General features: G+C 57.8%; 17 protein-coding genes. 2 read left to right on the top strand and 15 right to left on the bottom strand.

The annotated features are described in order from the left end of the window. Window positions 1-321: 321 nt before the first annotated feature. A complete protein-coding gene (gene acnB / locus soil367_RS06535; protein ID WP_136548068.1) occupies window positions 322-2,895 on the top strand; it encodes a bifunctional aconitate hydratase 2/2-methylisocitrate dehydratase in 2,574 nt (857 codons plus the stop codon). Between the two features lie 137 nt (window positions 2,896-3,032). Here the strand turns inward: acnB and putP are convergent, their stop codons facing one another. The 13 genes from putP to soil367_RS06470 form a co-directional block, all read right to left on the bottom strand. After that, window positions 3,033-4,508, bottom strand: a complete 1,476-nt coding sequence (gene putP, locus soil367_RS06530; protein WP_136548066.1) for a sodium/proline symporter PutP — start codon at window positions 4,506-4,508, stop codon at window positions 3,033-3,035. 99 nt (window positions 4,509-4,607) lie between these two features. Beyond that, complete coding sequence (gene putA / locus soil367_RS06525) at window positions 4,608-7,787, bottom strand: bifunctional proline dehydrogenase/L-glutamate gamma-semialdehyde dehydrogenase PutA (protein ID WP_136548064.1); 3,180 nt, start codon at window positions 7,785-7,787, stop codon at window positions 4,608-4,610. A 215-nt stretch (window positions 7,788-8,002) separates the two neighbouring features. After that, window positions 8,003-8,869, bottom strand: coding sequence for an AraC family transcriptional regulator (locus soil367_RS06520; RefSeq protein ID WP_136548062.1), 867 nt, complete (start codon window positions 8,867-8,869; stop codon window positions 8,003-8,005). 101 nt (window positions 8,870-8,970) lie between these two features. Continuing rightward, on the bottom strand, window positions 8,971-9,624 hold the full coding sequence (gene tmk / locus soil367_RS06515; RefSeq protein WP_136548060.1) for a dTMP kinase: 654 nt from the start codon (window positions 9,622-9,624) through the stop codon (window positions 8,971-8,973). Between the two features lie 26 nt (window positions 9,625-9,650). Then, window positions 9,651-10,700: an endolytic transglycosylase MltG gene (mltG, locus tag soil367_RS06510; RefSeq protein ID WP_246065564.1), complete on the bottom strand. Its 1,050-nt coding sequence runs from the start codon at window positions 10,698-10,700 to the stop codon at window positions 9,651-9,653. Between the two features lie 4 nt (window positions 10,701-10,704). Then, window positions 10,705-11,526: an aminotransferase class IV gene (locus soil367_RS06505; protein ID WP_136548056.1), complete on the bottom strand. Its 822-nt coding sequence runs from the start codon at window positions 11,524-11,526 to the stop codon at window positions 10,705-10,707. Between the two features lie 4 nt (window positions 11,527-11,530). Then, window positions 11,531-12,778, bottom strand: coding sequence for a beta-ketoacyl-ACP synthase II (fabF, locus tag soil367_RS06500; protein ID WP_136548054.1), 1,248 nt, complete (start codon window positions 12,776-12,778; stop codon window positions 11,531-11,533). 198 nt (window positions 12,779-12,976) lie between these two features. Then, window positions 12,977-13,210, bottom strand: coding sequence for an acyl carrier protein (gene acpP, locus soil367_RS06495; protein ID WP_136548052.1), 234 nt, complete (start codon window positions 13,208-13,210; stop codon window positions 12,977-12,979). A gap of 129 nt (window positions 13,211-13,339) precedes the next feature. Then, window positions 13,340-14,083 carry a 3-oxoacyl-ACP reductase FabG gene (fabG, locus tag soil367_RS06490; protein ID WP_136548050.1) on the bottom strand — a complete coding sequence of 248 codons (744 nt, stop codon included), beginning with the start codon at window positions 14,081-14,083 and terminating at the stop codon, window positions 13,340-13,342. A gap of 2 nt (window positions 14,084-14,085) precedes the next feature. Beyond that, window positions 14,086-15,027: an ACP S-malonyltransferase gene (gene fabD / locus soil367_RS06485; protein WP_136548048.1), complete on the bottom strand. Its 942-nt coding sequence runs from the start codon at window positions 15,025-15,027 to the stop codon at window positions 14,086-14,088. A gap of 368 nt (window positions 15,028-15,395) precedes the next feature. Further along, window positions 15,396-16,418 (bottom strand): phosphate acyltransferase PlsX, encoded by a 1,023-nt coding sequence (plsX, locus tag soil367_RS06480; RefSeq protein WP_246065563.1) that lies wholly within the window; start codon window positions 16,416-16,418, stop codon window positions 15,396-15,398. 81 nt (window positions 16,419-16,499) lie between these two features. Continuing rightward, window positions 16,500-16,679: a 50S ribosomal protein L32 gene (rpmF, locus tag soil367_RS06475; RefSeq protein ID WP_136548046.1), complete on the bottom strand. Its 180-nt coding sequence runs from the start codon at window positions 16,677-16,679 to the stop codon at window positions 16,500-16,502. 78 nt (window positions 16,680-16,757) lie between these two features. Then, window positions 16,758-17,324 carry a YceD family protein gene (locus tag soil367_RS06470; RefSeq protein WP_136548044.1) on the bottom strand — a complete coding sequence of 189 codons (567 nt, stop codon included), beginning with the start codon at window positions 17,322-17,324 and terminating at the stop codon, window positions 16,758-16,760. Between the two features lie 201 nt (window positions 17,325-17,525). On the opposite strand from soil367_RS06470, the gene soil367_RS06465 reads away from it, so the two are divergent. Beyond that, window positions 17,526-18,140, top strand: coding sequence for a Maf family protein (locus tag soil367_RS06465; protein ID WP_136548042.1), 615 nt, complete (start codon window positions 17,526-17,528; stop codon window positions 18,138-18,140). Window positions 18,141-18,156: 16 nt separating this feature from the next. On the opposite strand, the gene soil367_RS06460 is transcribed toward soil367_RS06465, so the two are convergent. Then, on the bottom strand, window positions 18,157-19,182 hold the full coding sequence (locus tag soil367_RS06460; RefSeq protein WP_136548040.1) for a S49 family peptidase: 1,026 nt from the start codon (window positions 19,180-19,182) through the stop codon (window positions 18,157-18,159). Next, window positions 19,175-19,870: an HAD family hydrolase gene (locus soil367_RS06455; RefSeq protein WP_136548037.1), complete on the bottom strand. Its 696-nt coding sequence runs from the start codon at window positions 19,868-19,870 to the stop codon at window positions 19,175-19,177. The genes soil367_RS06460 and soil367_RS06455 overlap by 8 nt, the downstream gene beginning before the upstream one ends.

Below are 19,870 nucleotides of genomic sequence, written 5' to 3'. Positions count from 1 at the left end.
TGCAACGCTGCACTGCCGTGAACACTGCAAGGAACCTCTGATTAGTCTGTTCCCGCCCAGCATCCGCATCTTATGCCGGGGCCTGCCACCTGCAACGCAGGCCCGGGACGAACTGCAGATCAGTCAGCCTCCCTGAAGAGTTTAATCAGAGGTTCCTTTCTGGAAACACCCGCGGGCCACTCCCTGTTTCCATTCCGTTGAAACGACCGAGCGGCCGGGCCGTTTTCCTTCAGCCCCACCACTGCCTGTGCTCGAACTCCGCGCTCAAGCCCTGCTGGAACGGTGTTGCTGATTTTATAAACCACTGATGAGGGTCCAACTGTGCTAGAAGCCTACCGTAAACACGTAGAAGAGCGTGCGGCTCAGGGTATCCCCCCCAAGGCCCTGAACGCCGAACAGACCGCCGAGTTGGTCGAACTTTTGAAGAACCCACCCGCCGGTGAAGAAGAAACCCTGCTGGACCTGTTGGAAAACCGCATTCCGCCTGGTGTTGACGAGGCCGCCTACGTTAAAGCTGGCTTTCTGTCCGCGATCGCTAAAAGCGAAACCGAATGCGCCCTTATCAGCAAAGAAGAAGCCGTGCGCCTGCTGGGCATGATGCAGGGCGGGTACAACATCGAAGCTCTGGTTGAGCTTCTCGACGACGGCGCGCTGGGCCAACTGGCCGCAAATGAACTCAAGCACACCCTGCTGGTCTTTGACGCTTTTAACGATGTTCGCGAGAAAGCGGAGGCGGGAAACCAGAACGCCAAAGAAGTGATGCAGTCCTGGGCCGACGCCGAGTGGTTCCTGCAGAAGCCCGACGTACCCGAAGTCATGACGCTCACTGTCTTCAAGGTGCCCGGCGAGACCAACACCGATGACCTGTCGCCAGCACCGGATGCCTGGTCCCGCCCTGACATTCCGCTGCACGGCCTGGCCATGTACAAGATGCCGCGCGAAGGCCTGGACAAGCCGCTTGAAACCATCGTTGAGCTGAAGAAAAAAGGCCACGATCTGGCGTTCGTAGGCGATGTCGTGGGTACTGGCTCCTCCCGTAAGTCCGCAACCAACTCGGTACTCTGGTACATCGGTCGCGACATGGCCGGCGTGCCCAACAAGCGTACAGGTGGTGTCTGCATCGGCGGCAAGATCGCTCCGATCTTCTTCAACACCATGGAAGATGCTGGCGCCCTGCCCTTCGAAGCCGACGTCGACAAGCTCAACATGGGCGACGTTATCGACGTTTATCCGTTTCAGGGCAAAATCTGCGAACACGGCACCGACAAGGTGATCTCCGAGTTTGAACTGAAGTCCCAGGTCATCCTGGATGAAGTCCGCGCCGGCGGCCGCATTCCGATGATCATCGGCCGGGGCCTGACCGACAAGGCACGCGAAGTGCTGGGACTGGCGCCGAGCACCGTTTTCCGCCGTCCGGCTCAGGTTCAGGACAGCACCAAGGGTTACACCCTGGCGCAGAAGATGGTCGGCAAGGCCTGTGGTCTGCCAGGCGTTCGCCCGAACCAGTACTGCGAACCGAAGATGACTACTGTCGGCTCTCAGGATACTACCGGCCCGATGACCCGGGACGAGCTCAAGGATCTGGCGTGTCTGGGCTTCTCCACTGATCTGGTCATGCAGTCATTTTGTCACACCGCTGCTTACCCCAAGCCGGTAGACGTGGAAATGCAACACACCATGCCGGACTTCATCATGAACCGCGGCGGCGTTTCCCTGCGTCCGGGTGACGGCATTATTCACAGCTGGCTCAACCGTATGCTGCTGCCTGATACAGTAGGCACCGGCGGTGACTCCCACACCCGCTTCCCCATGGGCATCTCCTTCCCTGCGGGCTCCGGGCTGGTAGCGTTTGCCGCCGCCACCGGTGTCATGCCGCTGGATATGCCAGAGTCCGTCCTGGTGCGCTTCAAAGGCAAGCGTCAGCCTGGTGTTACCTTGCGCGACATGGTCCACGCCATTCCGCTCTACGCTATCAAGGAAGGTCTGCTGACCGTCGCGAAAGCCGGCAAGAAGAACGTATTCTCCGGTCGTATCCTAGAGATTGAAGGCCTTGACGACCTGACCGTTGAACAGGCATTCGAGCTATCCGATGCCTCCGCTGAGCGCTCGGCAGCCGGTTGTACGATTTCCCTGTCCGAAGAGTCTGTGGCGGAATACCTGCGGTCCAATATAACTATGCTGCGCTGGATGATCGCCGAAGGTTACGGCGATGCCCGTACGCTCGAGCGTCGGGCCAAGGCCATGGAAGAGTGGCTGGCCAACCCCAAACTGATGCGTGCGGACAAGGACGCAGAGTACACGGCTGTGATCGAGATCGACATGGACGAGATCAAACAGCCGATCGTCTGCTGCCCGAACGATCCGGACGACGCACGCTGGTTGTCTGATGTGGCCGGCGACAAGGTCGACGAAGTCTTCATCGGCTCCTGCATGACCAACATTGGCCACTTCCGCGCCGCGGGCAAGCTTCTGGAAAAGAACAAGGAAGCGCTCAAGACCCGTCTCTGGATCGCCCCGCCGACCAAGATGGACCAGGCGATGCTGGAAGAGGAAGGCTACTACACTACGTTCGAGCGTAACGGCGTACGGACCGAGATGCCTGGCTGTTCACTGTGCATGGGCAACCAGGCGCGGGTAGAGGCCAAATCTACGGTTCTGTCCACCTCGACCCGTAACTTCCCCAACCGCCTGGGCGACGGCGCTAACGTCTACCTCACATCAGCCGAACTGGCCGCTGTAGGCGCCGTGCTGGGCAAGCTTCCGACCGTGGAAGAATATATGGCGTACGCGAACGACATCGACGGCATGGCCGGTGAAATCTACCGTTACATGAACTTCGACCAGATCGCCAGCTATCAGGAAAAAGCAGACTCTGCGGTAGTTGCCGAAGCCTGAAGCGCATCAAAAAGCTTTAGAAAGCAGTAAAAAGAAAACGCCGGCTCCCTGTCAGGAGCCGGCGTTTTTTTGTGCCACGAATGAACTAACCGGGTACTTGGGTGCGTGCCGCAGGGGCGGCACGGCCTAGGCCCGAACTACGGATTCATGGCGTCGTCGAACCCCTTGGTGACCGACGCTTCCGGCTCAGCAGTGGCCAGTGAAGTTACAACAATCGCTATAGAGGCAAAGACGAAGCCTGGGACAATCTCGTAGAGATCCAGTATGCCGCCGCTGACGTTACCCCAGATCACGACGGTGACACCGCCTACAATGATGCCAGCCAGGGCACCGGCCTTGTTCATGCGCTTCCAGTACAGCGAGAAAAGCAGCGCTGGGCCGAACGCAGCGCCAAAGCCTGCCCAGGCGTATGAGACCAGCTCCAGGACCTTACTGTCCGGGTCTAGCGCGAGAATGCAGGCGATAAGCGCGATCACTACAACGGCTATTCGGCCGACCCAGACGAGTTCGCCCTGAGACGCATCCCGACGAAACAATGCCTTGTAGAAATCCTCCGCCAGCGCCGAAGATGAAACAAGTAACTGGGAATCGGCAGTACTCATGATCGCAGCCAGAATAGCTGCCAGCAAAATACCGGCAATGACCGGGTGAAACAGGGCGTCCACAAGAAGAATGAAGGCACGCTCACCGTCGTCGATGGTTTCCGGGAAGTAACCGACTGCGGCAAAGCCGACGAACAACGCGCCTATCAGACCCACAGCGCTCCAGATCACTGCGATCCTGCGTGCGGCGGGTACGTCTGCTTCGCTTCGAATCGCTTTGAACCGCGCGAGAATATGCGGCTGGCCGAAATAGCCCAGGCCCCACGCCAGTGCAGAGATGATTCCCATCGCCGATAGTGCGGTTCCATCAGCCTCCGTCAGCATATTCAGGAAGCCCGGTGCCTTTTCCAGCATTGCGGCCTGGGTCGCGTCCCATCCGCCGACGGCGTTGACGGCTATAACGGGCACAACAATAAGCGCGGCAAACATCAAGAGGCCCTGGATCACGTCAGTCCAGACCACCGCCAGAAATCCGCCGAAGAAGGTGTAGGAGACCACGGCCACCGTGCCGATCACAACGGCCCAGATATAGGACCAGCCGAAGACGGACTCGAACAGCTTGCCGGCCGCAACCAGGCCCGAACTGGTGTAGAAGAGGAAGAACAGCAAAATAAAGACCGCAGAGATGACCCTCAACAGACGCGATCGGTCGGCGAAGCGGTTCTCAAAGTACGCTGGCAGGGTAAGCGAATCGCTGGCTGCCAGGCTGTAGGTACGCAGCCTGCGCGCAACAAACAGCCAGTTCAGCCAGGTGCCGGCCAGCAGACCGATGCCGATCCAGCCGGCTGAAAAGCCGCTCGCGTAGGCCGCGCCAGGCAGTCCCAGGAGCAGCCAGCCGCTCATATCCGAGGCCCCGGCACTGAGCGCCGATGGCAACGGCCCGAGCGAACGGCCACCCAGAACGTAGTCGGCCAGGTTGTTGGTGCGCATATATGACCAGTAGCCGATCGCAAGCATGATTAGCAGATAGACCAGAAAGGTCCATCCCACGACTGAGGTATCTATCAGCATTACTGTTCCCCTTGCGACCGAGGCCGCGCTATTGTTATTGAGGCAGGTTTACAGGTTATTCCCGTATTGCCTGCGCGTTATTAACCCGAGGGACATGCCCTAGGGTTGGACTTTCTCCTCCGTCAGCGACAGCAATGTCGCGTTTCCACCCACGGCGGTCGTGTTGATGGTGCGGGTCCGCTCCGTACCGAACCGGAGAATGTAGTGCGGACCACCCGCTTTGGGTCCGGTCCCTGACAGCCCGCGGCCGCCAAAAGGCTGAACACCAACCACCGCCCCTATCTGGTTGCGGTTGACATACGTATTACCGACTTTCACGCGACGCTCGATATAGGCTGCAGTGGACTCGGAGCGCGAGTGAATACCGAGGGTCAGCCCGAAGCCCGCCGCGTTGATCTCGTTGATGACAGCATCAAGCTGATCACTGTCATAGCGGACCACATGCAGCACCGGACCGAAATTTTCCTGTTTCAGGTCGCGCATACTGGAGATTTCATAAGCCACCGGCGCCATAAAGTAACCTTTCGCCTCGGAGGGCGCTGGCGCTTTGGCGATAAGCCGGAAACCGCTGCGCAGATCTCGGGCGTGAGCTTCCAGCAGACCCAGGGCGTCGCTATCAATTACAGGCCCAACGTCAGTACTGTGGCGCGCGGGGTCGCCCACCTGCAATTCTGCCATTGCCCCTGCAAGCACCTCCTCCATACGGTCCGCTACATCCCGCTGCAGATAGAGTACCCGCAGCGCTGAACAGCGCTGCCCCGCGCTGGCAAAGGCCGACTGAACCACATCGCGGATGACCTGCTCAGGCAATGCTGTACTATCGACAATCATCGCGTTCTGGCCACCGGTCTCGGCGATAAGCTGCGGAATGATTCCTTCCCTCGCCGCCAACTGCCGATTGATAATGCGCGCAGTAGCACTTGAGCCGGTAAAGGCGACACCGACGCAGCGTTCATCACCGGTGATCACTTTACCCAGCGTTGCGCCATCCCCCGGTAGCAGTTGGATGGCCGAAGCGGGGAATCCCGCTTCCAGCATCAGCTCAACGGCCCGGCTCGCTACGAGGCTGGTTTGCTCGGCCGGCTTAGCGATGACGCTGTTGCCAGCCGCCAACGCCGCCATTATCTGCCCGGTAAAGATCGCCAGCGGAAAGTTCCACGGACTGATACAGAAGAAAACCCCGCGCCCTTCCAGGTAGAGTTCGTTGGACTCCCCGGTCGGCCCCGGCAGCACTGTAACGTCACCAAACTTTTCCCGCGCCTGATTGGCATAAAAGCGGCAGAAATCGACCGCTTCTCGAATTTCGTCGATGCCGTCCTGCAGCGTCTTACCTGCTTCCCGACAGCAGATCGCGATCAGCTCGGGTGTGTGCTGTTCAAGCAGATCAGCAAATCGCTCCAGGCACTGGGCGCGTAGCTCTGCGGCTGTCTCATTCCAACGCTTGAACCCGCCGGCCGCAACGTCCAGGGCCTCTGCCGCCTGGTCGGGCGTCGCCCAGTATACGTGACCCACCTGCTCCCCAAGCCGATGGGGTACCGCCACGCTTTGCGGAGTTCCTTCCCTGCGGGATTTTCCGTTGATGAGGGGAGCGGCTGTCCAGACAGTGCGCGCGAACTGGTCCAGTTGTGCCTGAAACGGCACAAGCTCACCCAGCACCGCCAGATTGATACCCTTTGAATTCTTCCGTGATGGACCGTAAATGTTCAGGGGCAGCGGTATTCGCGGGTTGGCTAATGCGGTATGGCGCTCCAGCACAGTGACTGGATGCTCGACCAGATCCTCTACCGGTGTTGCTGCATCCACCAACCGGTGCACAAAAGATGAGTTGGCGCCGTTCTCCAGAAGCCTTCGGACCAGGTAAGGCAAAAGATCCTTGTGAGCGCCGACTGGTGCATAGATCCTTACCGGCACCTTGTGATGTTTGAGAATACCGTTGTAGAGCGCATCCCCCATGCCATGCAGACGCTGGAACTCAAAATCCCGCTTGCTGTTTTTTGCCATATGGATAACCGCAGCCACGGTGTGGGCATTGTGGCTGGCAAGTTGCGGATAGATCCCACCTTTACTCTGTTCACTCATCAAAAATCGCAAACAGGCCAGATATGAGGTGTCGGTGGCTTCCTTGCGGGTAAAGACGGGGTAGCCCTTTAGCCCGAGTTGCTGGCTGTGTTTGATCTCGGTATCCCAGTAAGCGCCTTTGACCAGCCTTACCGGAATTTCAGTGCCGTTCTCCTGGCCCAGTGAGGCCAGCCAGCACAACGCCGGCAGCGCGCGCTTGGAATAGGCCTGAATCACCATGCCGAACTGGCCCCAACCCTTGCAGTCAGCATGGGTAAATACCGTCTCGAACACTTCCAGCGATATCTCCAGCCGGTCCATTTCCTCGGCATCAATGGTCAGGGCGACGTCCCGCTCCCGCGCAAAACGCACCAGCTCAAGTACGGTCTGTACCAGCTCACGATGCACGCGATCTTCCTGCGCGCGTTCGTAACGCGGGTGGAGCGCGGACAGTTTGATGGAAACGCCCATCGCCGGCCCGCTCCCTTTCGCCTCATCCTGTCCCACTGCTTTAATGGCGTCCCGGTAAGCCGCAAAGTAGCGTTCTGCATCGGCCCGGGTCATTGCGGCTTCGCCCAGCATATCGAACGAGTAGCTATAGCCCTGCTGCCGGTATGCCCGACCGTTATCCAGCGCTTCGCCAATGGTGCGCCCCAGTACGAACTGACGCCCCATGATGGCCATGGCTCTGTACATGGCGGCTCGGATCACCGGCTCACCCGCGCGACTGACCAGTCGTTTCCAGACGCTTTCGGGGCGACCGTCGACACCAGGATCGACTCTCACCACGCGGCCCGTAAGCAGAAGCCCCCAGGTCGAAGCGTTAACCAGTACGGACTGACTCTTGCCCATGTGGCGCTGCCAATTGGCGCCGGACATCTTGTCCCGAATCAGCGCATCTGCTGTGCGTTTGTCAGGAATACGCATCAGCGCCTCAGCCAGACACATAAGCAGAACGCCCTCTTCAGTATCGAGGCTGTACTCCTGGAGAAGCGCATCGACCATGTGCACCGAATCATCCTCAGCGCGAACCTTTTTAATCAGGTCCACCGCGATGTCTTCGATATCCTGCCGCTCTTGGGCGGAAGGACGGGCCAAAGGAATGAGTTCGCGCAGATAGGCGTCTTCGTCGACCGCATAGTTTTCCACCAGCCCCTGCCAGAGCACTTTTCTGGGCTGTGCCAAAAAGCCTTTATTCAGAACGTCCCCGGCTTTGAACATAGATCACTCCGCTTTGCACATTCTCGGGCTAGGGGCATCTGCCGTTTACCCACGGAAGCTCAGTCTCGACAAGTCAGACAAGCGTTCAGGCAAAAATAACGTGATCCTGTCGCCCGCGTCTTACAAAAAGCTCGGGAATTTTTGCAAAAAAAACCGGTTCTGACGGTGGGCGGTCAACAAAACGATTCGCAGGAGGTCGCGTCGGGGACGCTTTTTTAGACAGATTCAGACGCGGGCGGACTCTCGGGATCAAACCACGGGGGTGAGCATGCGCGCCTGCGGAAATGGCGCTGCAGACTAGGCCGATCGAAACTCGACGGGATGACGCCCATGTGCTTGCGCATTGCGTTGGTCAGTGCACTCTGGCTTGAAAAGCCCGTACGCTGACTGATATCCCACAAAGGCAGCCCGGTCTCTTCAATCAGGATTTGCGCGCGCTCGAGCCTTGCCCGAATAAGATACTGGTGTGGTGTCTGCCCCAGCTGCTGGCGAAAAAGCTCGTGGAAATGGCTCCGGCTCAGACACACGGACGCCGCAAGGTCTTCCACTGAGATACGACGGTGCAGGTTGGCATCAATATAACGATCAATCCTCTCAAGATCTTTGCTCTTGGGCATGTCGGCGCTTCGGTCGCAGGCCTCGCCCACGTCCGCCAGCCTTGACCCCATGCACTGCAGTAAAGCCGTTGCCAGATGGTGCTGGATCACGGGATCATGGCCAAGGCGCTGCAGCTGCATACTGCAAGCCTGGGTCAGGGACTGCAGGCTTTCATCGAGGGATACCTGACGGGGATGATCGAAAAAACGATTGAGAAACTCATACTGGGGATGTGCCGGCTGCTGAAAAGCGGCCATCTGGTGGTCGAGATTAATCACCAGCACATTGTTTCGTGTGTTCCCGCCGTAGTTGTGGGCGATATTTGCCGGTAGAACACAGGCGTGGGCGCCATCAAGGTGCGCATGCTGGCCTTCGACATCAATATCGGCCTCTCCGGTCAGACCGACGACGACCTGATAATGGTTGTGTTGGTGCCTGGGGTGCGCACCACTATCCGGCAAATGCATGAGTTGTGCTTCGACCATGTCCCCCACCTGTATCAGCCAGACGCTCTTTATACTCTGCCAGTAAACCAGAAGGGCTCCAGACTTGCACGCCCGGGCGCTGTCTCTCACCAGCAGTCGGTCTAGGAGGAAGGTGCTGAGGCTGCTGTGACTAAGTGCTGAACGATGGACGCGAGTTGCCCCTGGACAACATCCAGCGGCTGGGCTGCATCAACGATGTGATAACGCTGCGGCTCATCCGCGGCCCGGTCAAGGTAGACTTGGCGGACACGTTCGAAAAAAGCCACCGTTTCCTGCTCAAACCGATCAAGGCCGCCACGGCGCCCAGCCCGGGCAAGCCCAAGCTCAGCGGGTGCGTCAAGGATGATGACATGGTCCGGTTTTCGATCTCCTTGCACGAGCGCCTCAAGCTGGGCAATTCGTGCTGTATCGACACCCCGACCGCCGCCCTGGTACGCATAGGTGGCGTCGGTGAAACGGTCGCAAAGCACCCAAGTGCCCGCAGCCAGACTGGGCAGGATAAACCTGCGTAAGTGCTGCGCCCGGGCGGCAAACATCAGCAGCAGCTCTGTAGTTTCATCCACAACCTCATCGCGCGGTGCCAGCAAAAGATCACGAATCTCTTCTGCCATAGGCGTTCCACCCGGTTCGCGCGTGCGAACCCACTCAATGTTGAACCCGGCCAGAAGCCCGGCAACAAACGCGACATTAGTTGTCTTGCCAACGCCTTCGATACCTTCGATCGTGACAAACTGACCTGGAGCGTGTCTGGACATAAGTGCCTTCCGGGTGACAGCAATTATTATGGAGCGGAAACGGGGGCTGGCGAAGACCGGTAATCGCCCCGTCGCTTCTGCACCTGAAAATGCTGGACCGCCTTCTGGTGCTCCGCCAGTGTTCGGGAAAACACATGAGAACCGTCGCCTTTAGCCACAAAATAGAGTGCCTCGCCACTGGCGGGATGCAACGCAGCATGAATAGCCGCCCGGCCCGCAAGGGCTATAGGCGTCGGTGGCAAACCACTACGGCGGTACGTATTGTATTCGCCATCTTCTCGCAAATGCTTTCGGGTGAGGTTACCGGTGTATCGATCACCCAGGCCGTAAATCACCGTCGGATCCGTTTGCAGGCGCATGCCCTTCTGCAGGCGACGCACGAATACGCCCGCGATTTCGGGTCGCTCATGGGGCACTCCGGTTTCCTTTTCGACCAGCGACGCCATGATCAGTGCGTCGTACGAGTTGTCATAGGGAAGGCCGTCAGTGCGTTGCGTCCATTCCTCGGCCAGCACCAACTCCAGTCGCTCCAACGCCCGACGAAGCACTACCAGATCTGACTCACCAGCCTCATAGCGATAGGTATCAGGAAAGAACATCCCCTCTGGATGCAATTCAGGTCGTTCGAGCGCTGCCATAACCTCGTTATCGGTGAGACCAGGCAGTTCCCGCTTCAGGTTTTCATGTTCATCCAGTGCATTACGAACGTCCGCAAAGGTCCAGCCTTCTATAAACTGGATCGGCCAGGACTTTGTCCGGCCCTGCGCTATCATGTCTATCACGTCCAGAACGGACATTCCCGCAAGGATCTCGTAGGTCCCACTACGCAGTATGATTGAATCCCCTTTCAGCCGGGCGTGTAGCCGCAGCCAGAGCGCATCTTCGACCAACCCGAGCTCTTCGAGGCGCTGACCGACCTGCTGGAAGCTGGACCCTTGCTCTACGGTAAACAGCATAGGCTCACCCGTGAACGCTGGATCTTCCAGTGCTGAGAGCCCCTTCGCGACCCATACCCCGCCGCCAATCAGCACGCCAAACAACAGCGATAGAAAGGTGATGAACACTGTCTTTTTCACGGCGTCAAACCCCAAGTTCTTGGCTGATGAACGAGCGAATCTCTGCCAGCGCATTATGGTTGGGCAGGGTGAGACAACCGACTTGCTCAACCTGTACAGCACCAACAAGACTGTTGGTCAGAAATACAGCGTCGCTTCGACTAAGCGCATCCCATGTCACAGGCCGTTCGATTACGCGCAAACCCAGTCTTGGCGCCCATTCCAGCAGCGCGCCACGCATGACACCCGCTACTGCAAGACTCCTTAGCGGCGGTGTCTGCAGAACCCGATCCCGCAAAATGAAGAGATTACTTCTGCTACCCTCGACCGGCCGACCATGATGATCGCTCATCAATGTATCGAAACAGCCTTTAGCCGTCTGCGTAGCCGCAAGAACCTGGTCCAGGCGATTGAGCGTCTTGAGGCCCAGGCCTGACGGACAGGGCGAAACAGGAATCTGCGCTCCGCTAAGGCGTACTGAGCCCCGTGGTATCTCAGGCATGGCGGAACGTATGCAGACAGCCCTTGGGCGAGCCACGTCTGGCGCTACATAGCCGCGACCGCCGCTACCTCGGCTGACAATGAGCTTGATCACATGTCCTGACTGACTTTCGGCATGCAGCCAGCCCCGATCGGTCAGTTCAGACCACCAGGCTATCCAGTCGCCGGCAGTGAAAGGAATACCCAGGAAACGACACCCAGCTACCAACCTGTCACGGTGCCGCTCCTGCAGAACGGGGCCATGCGGCATGACCGCGATGGTTTCAAACACCCCGTCCCCATAAGCGAGTCCCCGGTCTGTATGCCACGACGCATCGGGCGTTGATGACCAGTGCCACTGGACCATCTTCTTAACCGTCGAAACGCTGGAAAATCAGGGTGCCGTTGGTGCCGCCAAAACCAAATGAATTCGACAGACTGACGCGCACGTCGGCGGCTCTCGTGTGATTGGCGACCAGGTCGAGATCGCAACCCTCATCCGGATTATCGAGGTTGATCGTCGGTGGTAGCTGGCCATCACGGATTGCCAGAACTGAAAAAATCGCCTCAACTGCACCAGCTGCACCGAGCAAATGGCCTGTCATTGACTTGGTGCTGCTAACGGCCAGCTTATAAGCATGCTGACCAAAGACGGCTTTCACCGCCGCTATCTCGGCCAGGTCACCCAATGTGGTACTAGTCCCGTGCGCGTTGATGTAATTGATATCGTCGGCGCGAATACCTCCGTCTCGAAGCGCGTTCCTCATGGCGAGCTGTGCGCCTTCGCCAGATTCGGGAGGAGACGTAATATGGTGGGCGTCATCGCTCATGCCAAAGCCAACCACTTCGGCGTAGATACGGGCTCCACGGCGACGGGCATGCTCAAGCTCTTCCAACACCAGCACGCCAGCCCCATCGCTTAGCACAAACCCGTCGCGGTCTTTATCCCAGGGCCGGCTTGCTTTCTCAGGTTCATCGTTACGCGTCGAAAGAGCACGTGCAGCAGAGAACGCGGCTATGCCGGTAGGCGTTGTCGCCATCTCAGCCCCGCCCGCAAGCATCACGTCGGCATCGCCGTGCTGTATGGAACGCATGGCATAACCGATATTGTGCGTACCTGTTGTACAAGCAGTAGTGATAGCGATATTAGGGCCGCGAAAACCAAACCGAATGGCGACGTTTCCCGCGATCATATTAATTACGGAAGCCGGTACGAAAAACGGTGACACCTTCCGAGGCCCCTGTTCTGCCAGAAGCCGAACGTTGCGCTCAATAAATTCAAGCCCGCCAATACCGGAACCAATAGCCACCCCGACCCGGGTGCGATCAAGGTCGTCCTGCGTTTCCAGACCGCTGTCAGAGACGGCCTGAATCGCCGCGATCAGCCCGTACTGCAGGAAAGCATCCATTTTGCGGGTATCTTTTGGCGCCAGATAATCGCTGATGTCCAGCCCCCGAACAGCACCACCTATGCGTGTAGCGAAGTCGTCCGCCTCAAAGCGATCAATCGGCCCGACGCCGCTTCGGCCTTCAACAATGCCCTGCCAGCTGGCAGCTACATCATTGCCCAATGGCGTCAGCGCTCCCATTCCAGTAATGACAACTCGTCTACCAGACATATGTGGTCCTCAAACCCAAGGTAAAGAACAATCGAAAGGGGCCCTTTTTACTGGCCGCTCGAGGCTTGCTATAGAACAGGATAGCAAGGGACATGCGCAAGGCTAAAAATTACGAAAATGCAGCAAATAAGCAAGAAAAAAGCCGTCCTGATGTCGCTGGACGGCTTTTAGATTTCTCAGACAACGAGGTTTGTCAGATCAGCTGTGCGCGACGATGTAGTCGATTGCATCCTGAACAGAACCAAGCTTTTCGGCTTCTTCATCGGGAATTTCGGTTTCAAATTCCTCTTCAAGCGCCATTACCAATTCGACGGTATCCAGGGAATCAGCGCCCAGGTCCTCGACAAAAGAAGACGTGTTCTGAACCTCGGACTCCTTTACGCCGAGTTGTTCACAAACGATCTTCTTTACGCGCTCTTCAACTGTACTCATAGTGTCCTCACTTTGTACCTACCAAGCACCAATCGCGTGCCAGTCTAGTGGAATACCTACCCGCGAACAAGCAGGCCCGACCGCCACGGCCCCCCTCAGCTTTAGCTGAAGCGGCGCGGGCGGGAAAAACTAACCCATATACATACCGCCGTTGACGTGTAGCGTCTCCCCAGTGATGTAACCAGCTACCGGAGAAGCCAGGAACGCCACCACTGCGGCGATCTCCTCGGGCTCGCCCAGCCGTTGCACCGGCACCGCCATCAGCATCTGCGCGCGCTGAGCGTCGCTCAGCGCTTTTGTCATGTCAGTATCGATGAAACCAGGCGCAACGCAGTTTACCGTTATACCCCGATTGCCGATCTCCCGAGCCAGGGATCGGGTCATACCTTCGATCCCAGCCTTGGAAGCACAATAATTCATCTGGCCGGGATTGCCCATGCTTGCGACGACCGAGCTGATATTAATGATTCTGCCCCAGCGTGCTTTTGTCATACCGCGCAGGACGGCCTTGGTCGTACGGAATGTGCTGGTCAGATTGGTTTCGATAACGTCCTGCCAGTCTTCATCCTTCATTCTCAGCGCTAAGCCATCCCGGGTTATGCCGGCGTTATTGACCAAAACTGCGGGGCTGCCAAAGTCATCCACGATGGCCTTTATGCCCGCGTCAACGCTGGCAGCGTCAGACACATCCATGACCATACCGCGGCCCTGCAGCCCATGAGTCTGAAAGGCCTCTGAGATCGCGTTCGCGCCGCCCTCAGTGGTCGCGGTACCAATTACTGTAGCGCCCGACTCGGCGAGTGCATGAGCTATAGCACGACCGATGCCCCTCGTTGCGCCGGTAACTAGCGCGACCTTACCGTCAAGCGTCATACTCAGTCCTTTTTCGAAAGCGCTGATAATGCAGCGTTGAACCCGTCGGGAGTCTCGAGGCTATAACATTTGATAGCAGGGGCATTACGCTTAGCCAGGCCGCCCAGTACTTTCCCCGGGCCGCACTCCACCGCCGCGCCGACGCCTTCTTTTTCCAGCAGCGCAAAAGACGCGCTCCACTTTACCGGCGAATAGAGCTGACGCACCAGGTTCTGCATGATGTCAGTTCTTGAGGTCACTATGGCAGCAGGCACGTTCTGTACTACAGGAATAACAGCGTCATTGAAGCCTACCGTGCTGAACTCTTCCGCGAGCTGCTCTGCCGCCTCGCGCATCAGAGCGCAGTGTGAAGGCACGCTGACGGCCAGAGGCATTGCCCGTTTTGCACCACGACTTTTGCAAGCTTCTATAGCCCGATCCACCGCCTTCGCGTTGCCCGCAATAACGACCTGCCCCGGTGCATTGAAATTGACCGCTTCGACAACATCGCCTTCGGTAGCTTCAGCACAAGCGGCCACAACCTGATCGTCTTCCAGCCCCAAGATAGCAGCCATCTTGCCTTCGCCCTGAGGCACTGCGGCCTGCATCAACTCACCACGCAGACTGACCAGCTTTAGCGCGTCAAGGAACAGCATGGACTCGCCGGCGACAAGGGCCGAGTATTCTCCGAGACTGTGGCCCGCAACAAAGTCAGGCTTTGTACCGTTCTCCTGCATCCACAAGCGCCAGAGTGCGATGCTCGCGGTAAGGATCGCAGGCTGTGTCACCGCAGTACGGTTCAGTTCCTCTTCCGGGCCGTTCTGGCAGATCGATTCCAGGTTATAGCCCAACAGCTCCGACGCTTCATCGAATGTCTGGCGAACGATGGGGAAGTTTTCTCGGGCCTCTGCCAGCATACCAACCGACTGAGCCCCCTGACCGGGGAAGATAAATGCTGTTTTCATGGGCGAGAGAGTACTCCCTGTCTGTCCAGTTGCCGATTAGCCGATAGTCCAACCCGGGCTTTCAAGTCCGGGGGCGTGACCGCAAACTGTTGATCGCTGCTTTTGGGTGCCAAGCCCTTCACACCGTCAATATTTTCACACGTGATCCGCGGCAACAGTTTTATTAACGATAAGCTGGTTCTCTCAAGAAGACCGGCCTTTACAGGGAGCAAAGCTCGGGCTCGTCATGAACAACCTGCAAAGACAGCCTCCAGGCGGGATAGCAATTCAAAACGGTTCTTAGGGGCGATAGTACATTGTCGTTGAAGGCAAAACCACACAAGCGCGCCAATGCTTTGAGCCTCACCCGATGCGTGCAGCGGGACGCCCTAGAACGCGAGCTCATCAAGGCGAGCATTGATCTTTTGCGGCACCCGCATTCGAACTTCAGCAGCTGCTTGCCGTAGAGCCGCACGGAATGCTCGCGCATCGGCGTTGCCGTGGCTTTTGACGACAACGCCCTGAAGCCCTAACAGGCTGGCGCCATTGTGGCGCCGCGGGTCGATCTGCCGGAGCAAGCGGTTCAGAAATGGACGGGCAATAACACCAAGCACCCGTGACATAGCTGTGCGCTGGAACGCCTGCTCAATGACTTCCATGACCATCAGGGCGACACCCTCGCCGGTCTTGAGCGCAATATTGCCGACGAACCCGTCGCAGACAACCACATCCGCAACGTCCTGGAAGAGGTCGTTGCCTTCGACGTAACCGATATAATTCAGCGCCTCGCAGGCGGCAAGACTATGAGCAGCAAGCCGCACCTGCTCGCTGCCTTTCACTTCCTCCTCCCCGACGTTCAGCAACGCAACCCGCGGCGCAGCTTTGCCGTCAATCGCAGCCACCATTAGCGAGCCCATAAGGGCGAACTGGAAGAGATGTTCCGCAGACGTGTCGACGTTGGCACCCAGGTCGAGTACGTAACAACGGTTATGCAGGGATGGGATGAGTTTTACAATCGCAGGCCGCTCTATACCCGGGTACATCTTGAGGATGGAACGCCCCATCATCATCAAAGCGCCAGTGTTACCCGCGCTCACGCAGGCATCAGCCTCACCTGATCGAACCAGTTGCAGCGCCACCGCCATGGAGGACGCTTTTTTCTGACGCAATGCACGGGCTGGTGGCTCATCCATGGTAACCACTTCGGGCGCGTCAACGATCCGGATACGAGGATGGGGTGTTCCGAGCAGGGGCTCCAGGACCGAAGTACGGCCAACCAGAAGAGCAGAAATCGAGGGATTCTCATTGACTGCCGCGAGCGTGGCGGCCACACATACTTCCGCGCCCTGGTCGCCGCTCATTGCGTCAACGGCCAGTCTGATTCTGTTGGCTATGCGCTCGTCAGAGTTCACAGGCGACAGCAGATGCGGCGAGAAAGTGCGGTCAAAAAGAAGCGGCAGACGGGCTCACTTTCTATCGACCGCTATCTTCAATTAATCGTTATTGGTTTCAATAACTTTCTTGCCCCGGTAGAAACCTTCCGGAGAAACATGGTGGCGGCGATGGACTTCACCGGTGGTCGGATCAGTTGCCAGTGCGGTAGTGGTCAGCGCATCGTGCGAACGACGCATACCGCGCTTTGAGCGTGTTTTACGGTTTTGTTGGACGGCCATGAGGCATTCTCCTAATCATCGTTTGATCTGTAACCAGGCACTGAGGCCTGGTTCGAATTCGTTTCCGGACGACCCAGCCTAATGACGGGAGGAATCGTCTTTCGCCTTGTTGAGCAACCCTTCCAGTAACTCGAATGGCTTTCTGCGACCCTCTTCAGCGGCTGCCTCACTCCGGAGATCTGCTTCTGAGCCAGCTGCCAGATGTTCGTTGCAGTCCTGCTCGGGGTGCATCGGAAACGGTGACATTGCCAGCAAAAGCTCGTCTTCAACCAACTCCCGAACCTTGATGCCGCCGCCTCTATGTGTCTCCAGCGGTTCGTATTGACTCGGTATCTGCTTCGCGGCGTCATCGTCACCGACGATAGCCAGGGAGAACCGGGACCGTACGTGCTCCTGCATAGGTTCGAGACAACGCTGGCAGGTGACCCAAATCAGAGCCTCAAGCTCTCCATTGACGACCCGCCGGTTTTCCTCATCACGGCCAAAACCGAGAACCGCAGAAACAGAGCCTTCATCTTTTACGAGAAGGTCTCTGACACGCTTCAGGGCACTCACCGGAACACTTCCCTCCAGCGTTACCCCCTGCTCTGAAAGCTTATAGGGATCAAATGTCTTAGTCGGAAGTTCGTCAATCGGTGCAGCCAAGCGTGCGACCCTCCTTGAAAACGATCTGGAACCCGCACGCCGTTTTTTGCCGCTGACAGCTCGTAAGACAGGCGCGCAATTTTAGGCGTGCAAGCCGACGCTGTCAAAGACTTTCCGGACTGCGCTTGCCCCAGTCCGCCGATACTCCGACAATACCGTGGCAGCCGTCTCATTCATACCCATGCCGTGGTTATATCAGTCATGACCCAGCCTAAGCTTCTACTTGCGTCGACGTCGCCCTATCGCCGGCGGTGCCTTGACAACCTCGGTATTCGATTTGATGTCGCCGCGCCCAACGTCGACGAGACAGCCAGGCCAGATGAACAGGCGAGCGACCTCGTGCTTCGGCTTGCCCGGGAAAAATCACGGGCGCTGGCCGATCGTTTTCCAGATCACCTTATCATTGGATCCGATCAGCTAGCCGTCGCTGCGGACGGCAAAGTCATGGCCAAACCCGGCTCATTGGCCAACGCGTTTGAACAACTCAGCCATTGTAGCGGGTCCAGGGTCAGCTTTCTCACCGGCATCAGCCTGCACCTGGCAAGCAGCCAGTGGGAATATGCAACCGTTGAGCAGTTCGACGTTTGCTTCCGCAATCTGGCGCCAGACCAAATTCGCCGCTACCTCGAAACCGAGCGCCCTTTCGACTGCGCGGGCAGTTTCAAAATGGAGGGGTTGGGCATCGCCCTCTTCGAACGCCTGGAAGGGCGCGACCCCAATGCCTTGATCGGCCTGCCTCTTATCGCCCTGGAAGACGGCCTGCAAGCCCGAGGGTTGAGCCTGATGGATTATGCTTCCACGGAAGGTGCGCCCTAGTGTCCCATCCGGGACACTAGCGAAGCTCGAGGCGTGATTGCTCCATCGTCCGAACCATGGCTTCGCCTGCAGAGGCACCCAGGCGGCTGAAAAGCTCCTCATAAGGAGATGGCCGACGACTGTAATCCACCTTCTCATCGACGCCGACGATATCGCGGGCGACGGAGTCAACGCTGCCGAACCCGTCAATCAGCCCAAGATTTTTGGCCTGATCACCGGTCCAGATCAACCCAGAAAAAAGTTCGTTCGAAGCATCAGCCGCCAGTTTGTCGCCCCGTCCCTGACGCACCCGCTCTATAAATAGCGCATGGGTATTGTCGAGCACTTCATTCCAGAACTTCACTTCTTCAGGCTGCTCCGGCGAGAAAGGATCAAGGAAGCCTTTGTGCTCACCGGCCGTGTACAGCCTACGTTCCACCCCAAGCTTTTCCATGGCGTCGACAAAACCGAAACCACCGGCAACAACGCCGATAGAGCCGACCAGGCTGGCCCGACTGGCGTAGATTTCATCGGCGGCAGCCGCGATATAGTAGGCGCCGGAGGCCCCAATGTCGCCGATTACCGCATAAACCGGGGTATCGGGATGCTTCTCGCGTAACCGCATGATTTCCATAAAGACAAAATCAGATTGCACCGGACTTCCGCCCGGGCTATTGATTCGCAGGACTACGGCACGAGCCTCCTCATTCTCAAAGGCAGCGCGAAGCCCATCAATAATGTTTTCTGCACTTGCTTCTTCTTCGTCGGCAATAACGCCGTAAACATCCACTACCGCAACATGGTCGCCCATTACTTCAGGGGCGGCCCCGTTAAAGCTTGCGGTTGCCAGGTAGAGGATTCCGAAGAGATACAGGAAAGTCAGGCTTTTAAAGAATATGCCCCACCGGCGGGTTTTGCGCTGCTCGCCCTGCATCGACATGAGCAGTTTCTCGATCAGCTTCCACTCCCGGGTATCTCCGGGGGCTGACCCACCCACATTCTCAGCTTTCGCAGGCGGCACACCCCAGCCACTGGCGGATGAATTCCTGTCCCATTCACTCATCTACAGCATCCTCTACGTGCGGGTTGAACCGGCGGACGTTGACCGCCAGGAAAGTCTTCAATTCAGATACGTGATCCACGATGCGGACCGGATTGTGCGCGACCAGAGCAGCAGCGTCGTGCACACCCCAGGTAACCCCGATCGAGGGCATCCCAATGCGGGCTGCCATTTCAAGATCATAGACGGTATCGCCTATCATTAGCGCCTCGTTCGGAGCGATTGATAGCTCCTGCAAAATCTCATCAAGCATCAGCGGATGCGGCTTGGACCGGGTTTCATCCGCGCAACGGGTGACCCGGAAATAGTCGGACAACCCTGTGGCAATCAGCGCCCTGTCCAACCCTGCGCGTGACTTACCTGTTGCTACCGCCAGCGCCGGCCTGGCCTCAGACAGCCCTTGAAGTAGCTCTGAAACCCCATCGAATGTCGAATACGGCGTCGCGACTGCGCTAAAAAAATGATGACCATAGGCCTGCCGTAAAGCCGCCATACGGCTGGGCGTGATGCCTGGCCACAGCCGCTCAAGCGCCTCCGCTAGCCCAAGGCCGATAATGTCACGCAACTCGTGGTCAGCGCGACGGGGCATGCCACAATCTTCCGCAGCCGCCGCCAGGCTCGCAGTGATGTGATCAAGGGAATCCACCAGAGTGCCGTCCCAGTCAAAAATGACCGCCCGGTATTGACTCAT

The sequence above is a fragment of the Hydrocarboniclastica marina genome (genome assembly GCF_004851605.1).
GTDB lineage: Bacteria > Pseudomonadota > Gammaproteobacteria > Pseudomonadales > Oleiphilaceae > Hydrocarboniclastica > Hydrocarboniclastica marina.
This window is presented reverse-complemented; position numbering and strand designations above follow the sequence as displayed.

Coding starts and splice junctions, on each gene's coding strand:
- putP (WP_136548066.1), bottom strand. CDS start 4,508: ATGCTGATAGATACCTCAGTCGTGGGATGGACCTTTCTGGTCTATCTG.
- putA (WP_136548064.1), bottom strand. CDS start 7,787: ATGTTCAAAGCCGGGGACGTTCTGAATAAAGGCTTTTTGGCACAGCCC.
- soil367_RS06520 (WP_136548062.1), bottom strand. CDS start 8,869: ATGGTCGAAGCACAACTCATGCATTTGCCGGATAGTGGTGCGCACCCC.
- tmk (WP_136548060.1), bottom strand. CDS start 9,624: ATGTCCAGACACGCTCCAGGTCAGTTTGTCACGATCGAAGGTATCGAA.
- soil367_RS06505 (WP_136548056.1), bottom strand. CDS start 11,526: ATGGTCCAGTGGCACTGGTCATCAACGCCCGATGCGTCGTGGCATACA.
- fabF (WP_136548054.1), bottom strand. CDS start 12,778: ATGTCTGGTAGACGAGTTGTCATTACTGGAATGGGAGCGCTGACGCCA.
- acpP (WP_136548052.1), bottom strand. CDS start 13,210: ATGAGTACAGTTGAAGAGCGCGTAAAGAAGATCGTTTGTGAACAACTC.
- fabG (WP_136548050.1), bottom strand. CDS start 14,083: ATGACGCTTGACGGTAAGGTCGCGCTAGTTACCGGCGCAACGAGGGGC.
- fabD (WP_136548048.1), bottom strand. CDS start 15,027: ATGAAAACAGCATTTATCTTCCCCGGTCAGGGGGCTCAGTCGGTTGGT.
- rpmF (WP_136548046.1), bottom strand. CDS start 16,679: ATGGCCGTCCAACAAAACCGTAAAACACGCTCAAAGCGCGGTATGCGT.
- soil367_RS06465 (WP_136548042.1), top strand. CDS start 17,526: ATGACCCAGCCTAAGCTTCTACTTGCGTCGACGTCGCCCTATCGCCGG.
- soil367_RS06460 (WP_136548040.1), bottom strand. CDS start 19,182: ATGAGTGAATGGGACAGGAATTCATCCGCCAGTGGCTGGGGTGTGCCG.
- soil367_RS06455 (WP_136548037.1), bottom strand. CDS start 19,870: ATGAGTCAATACCGGGCGGTCATTTTTGACTGGGACGGCACTCTGGTG.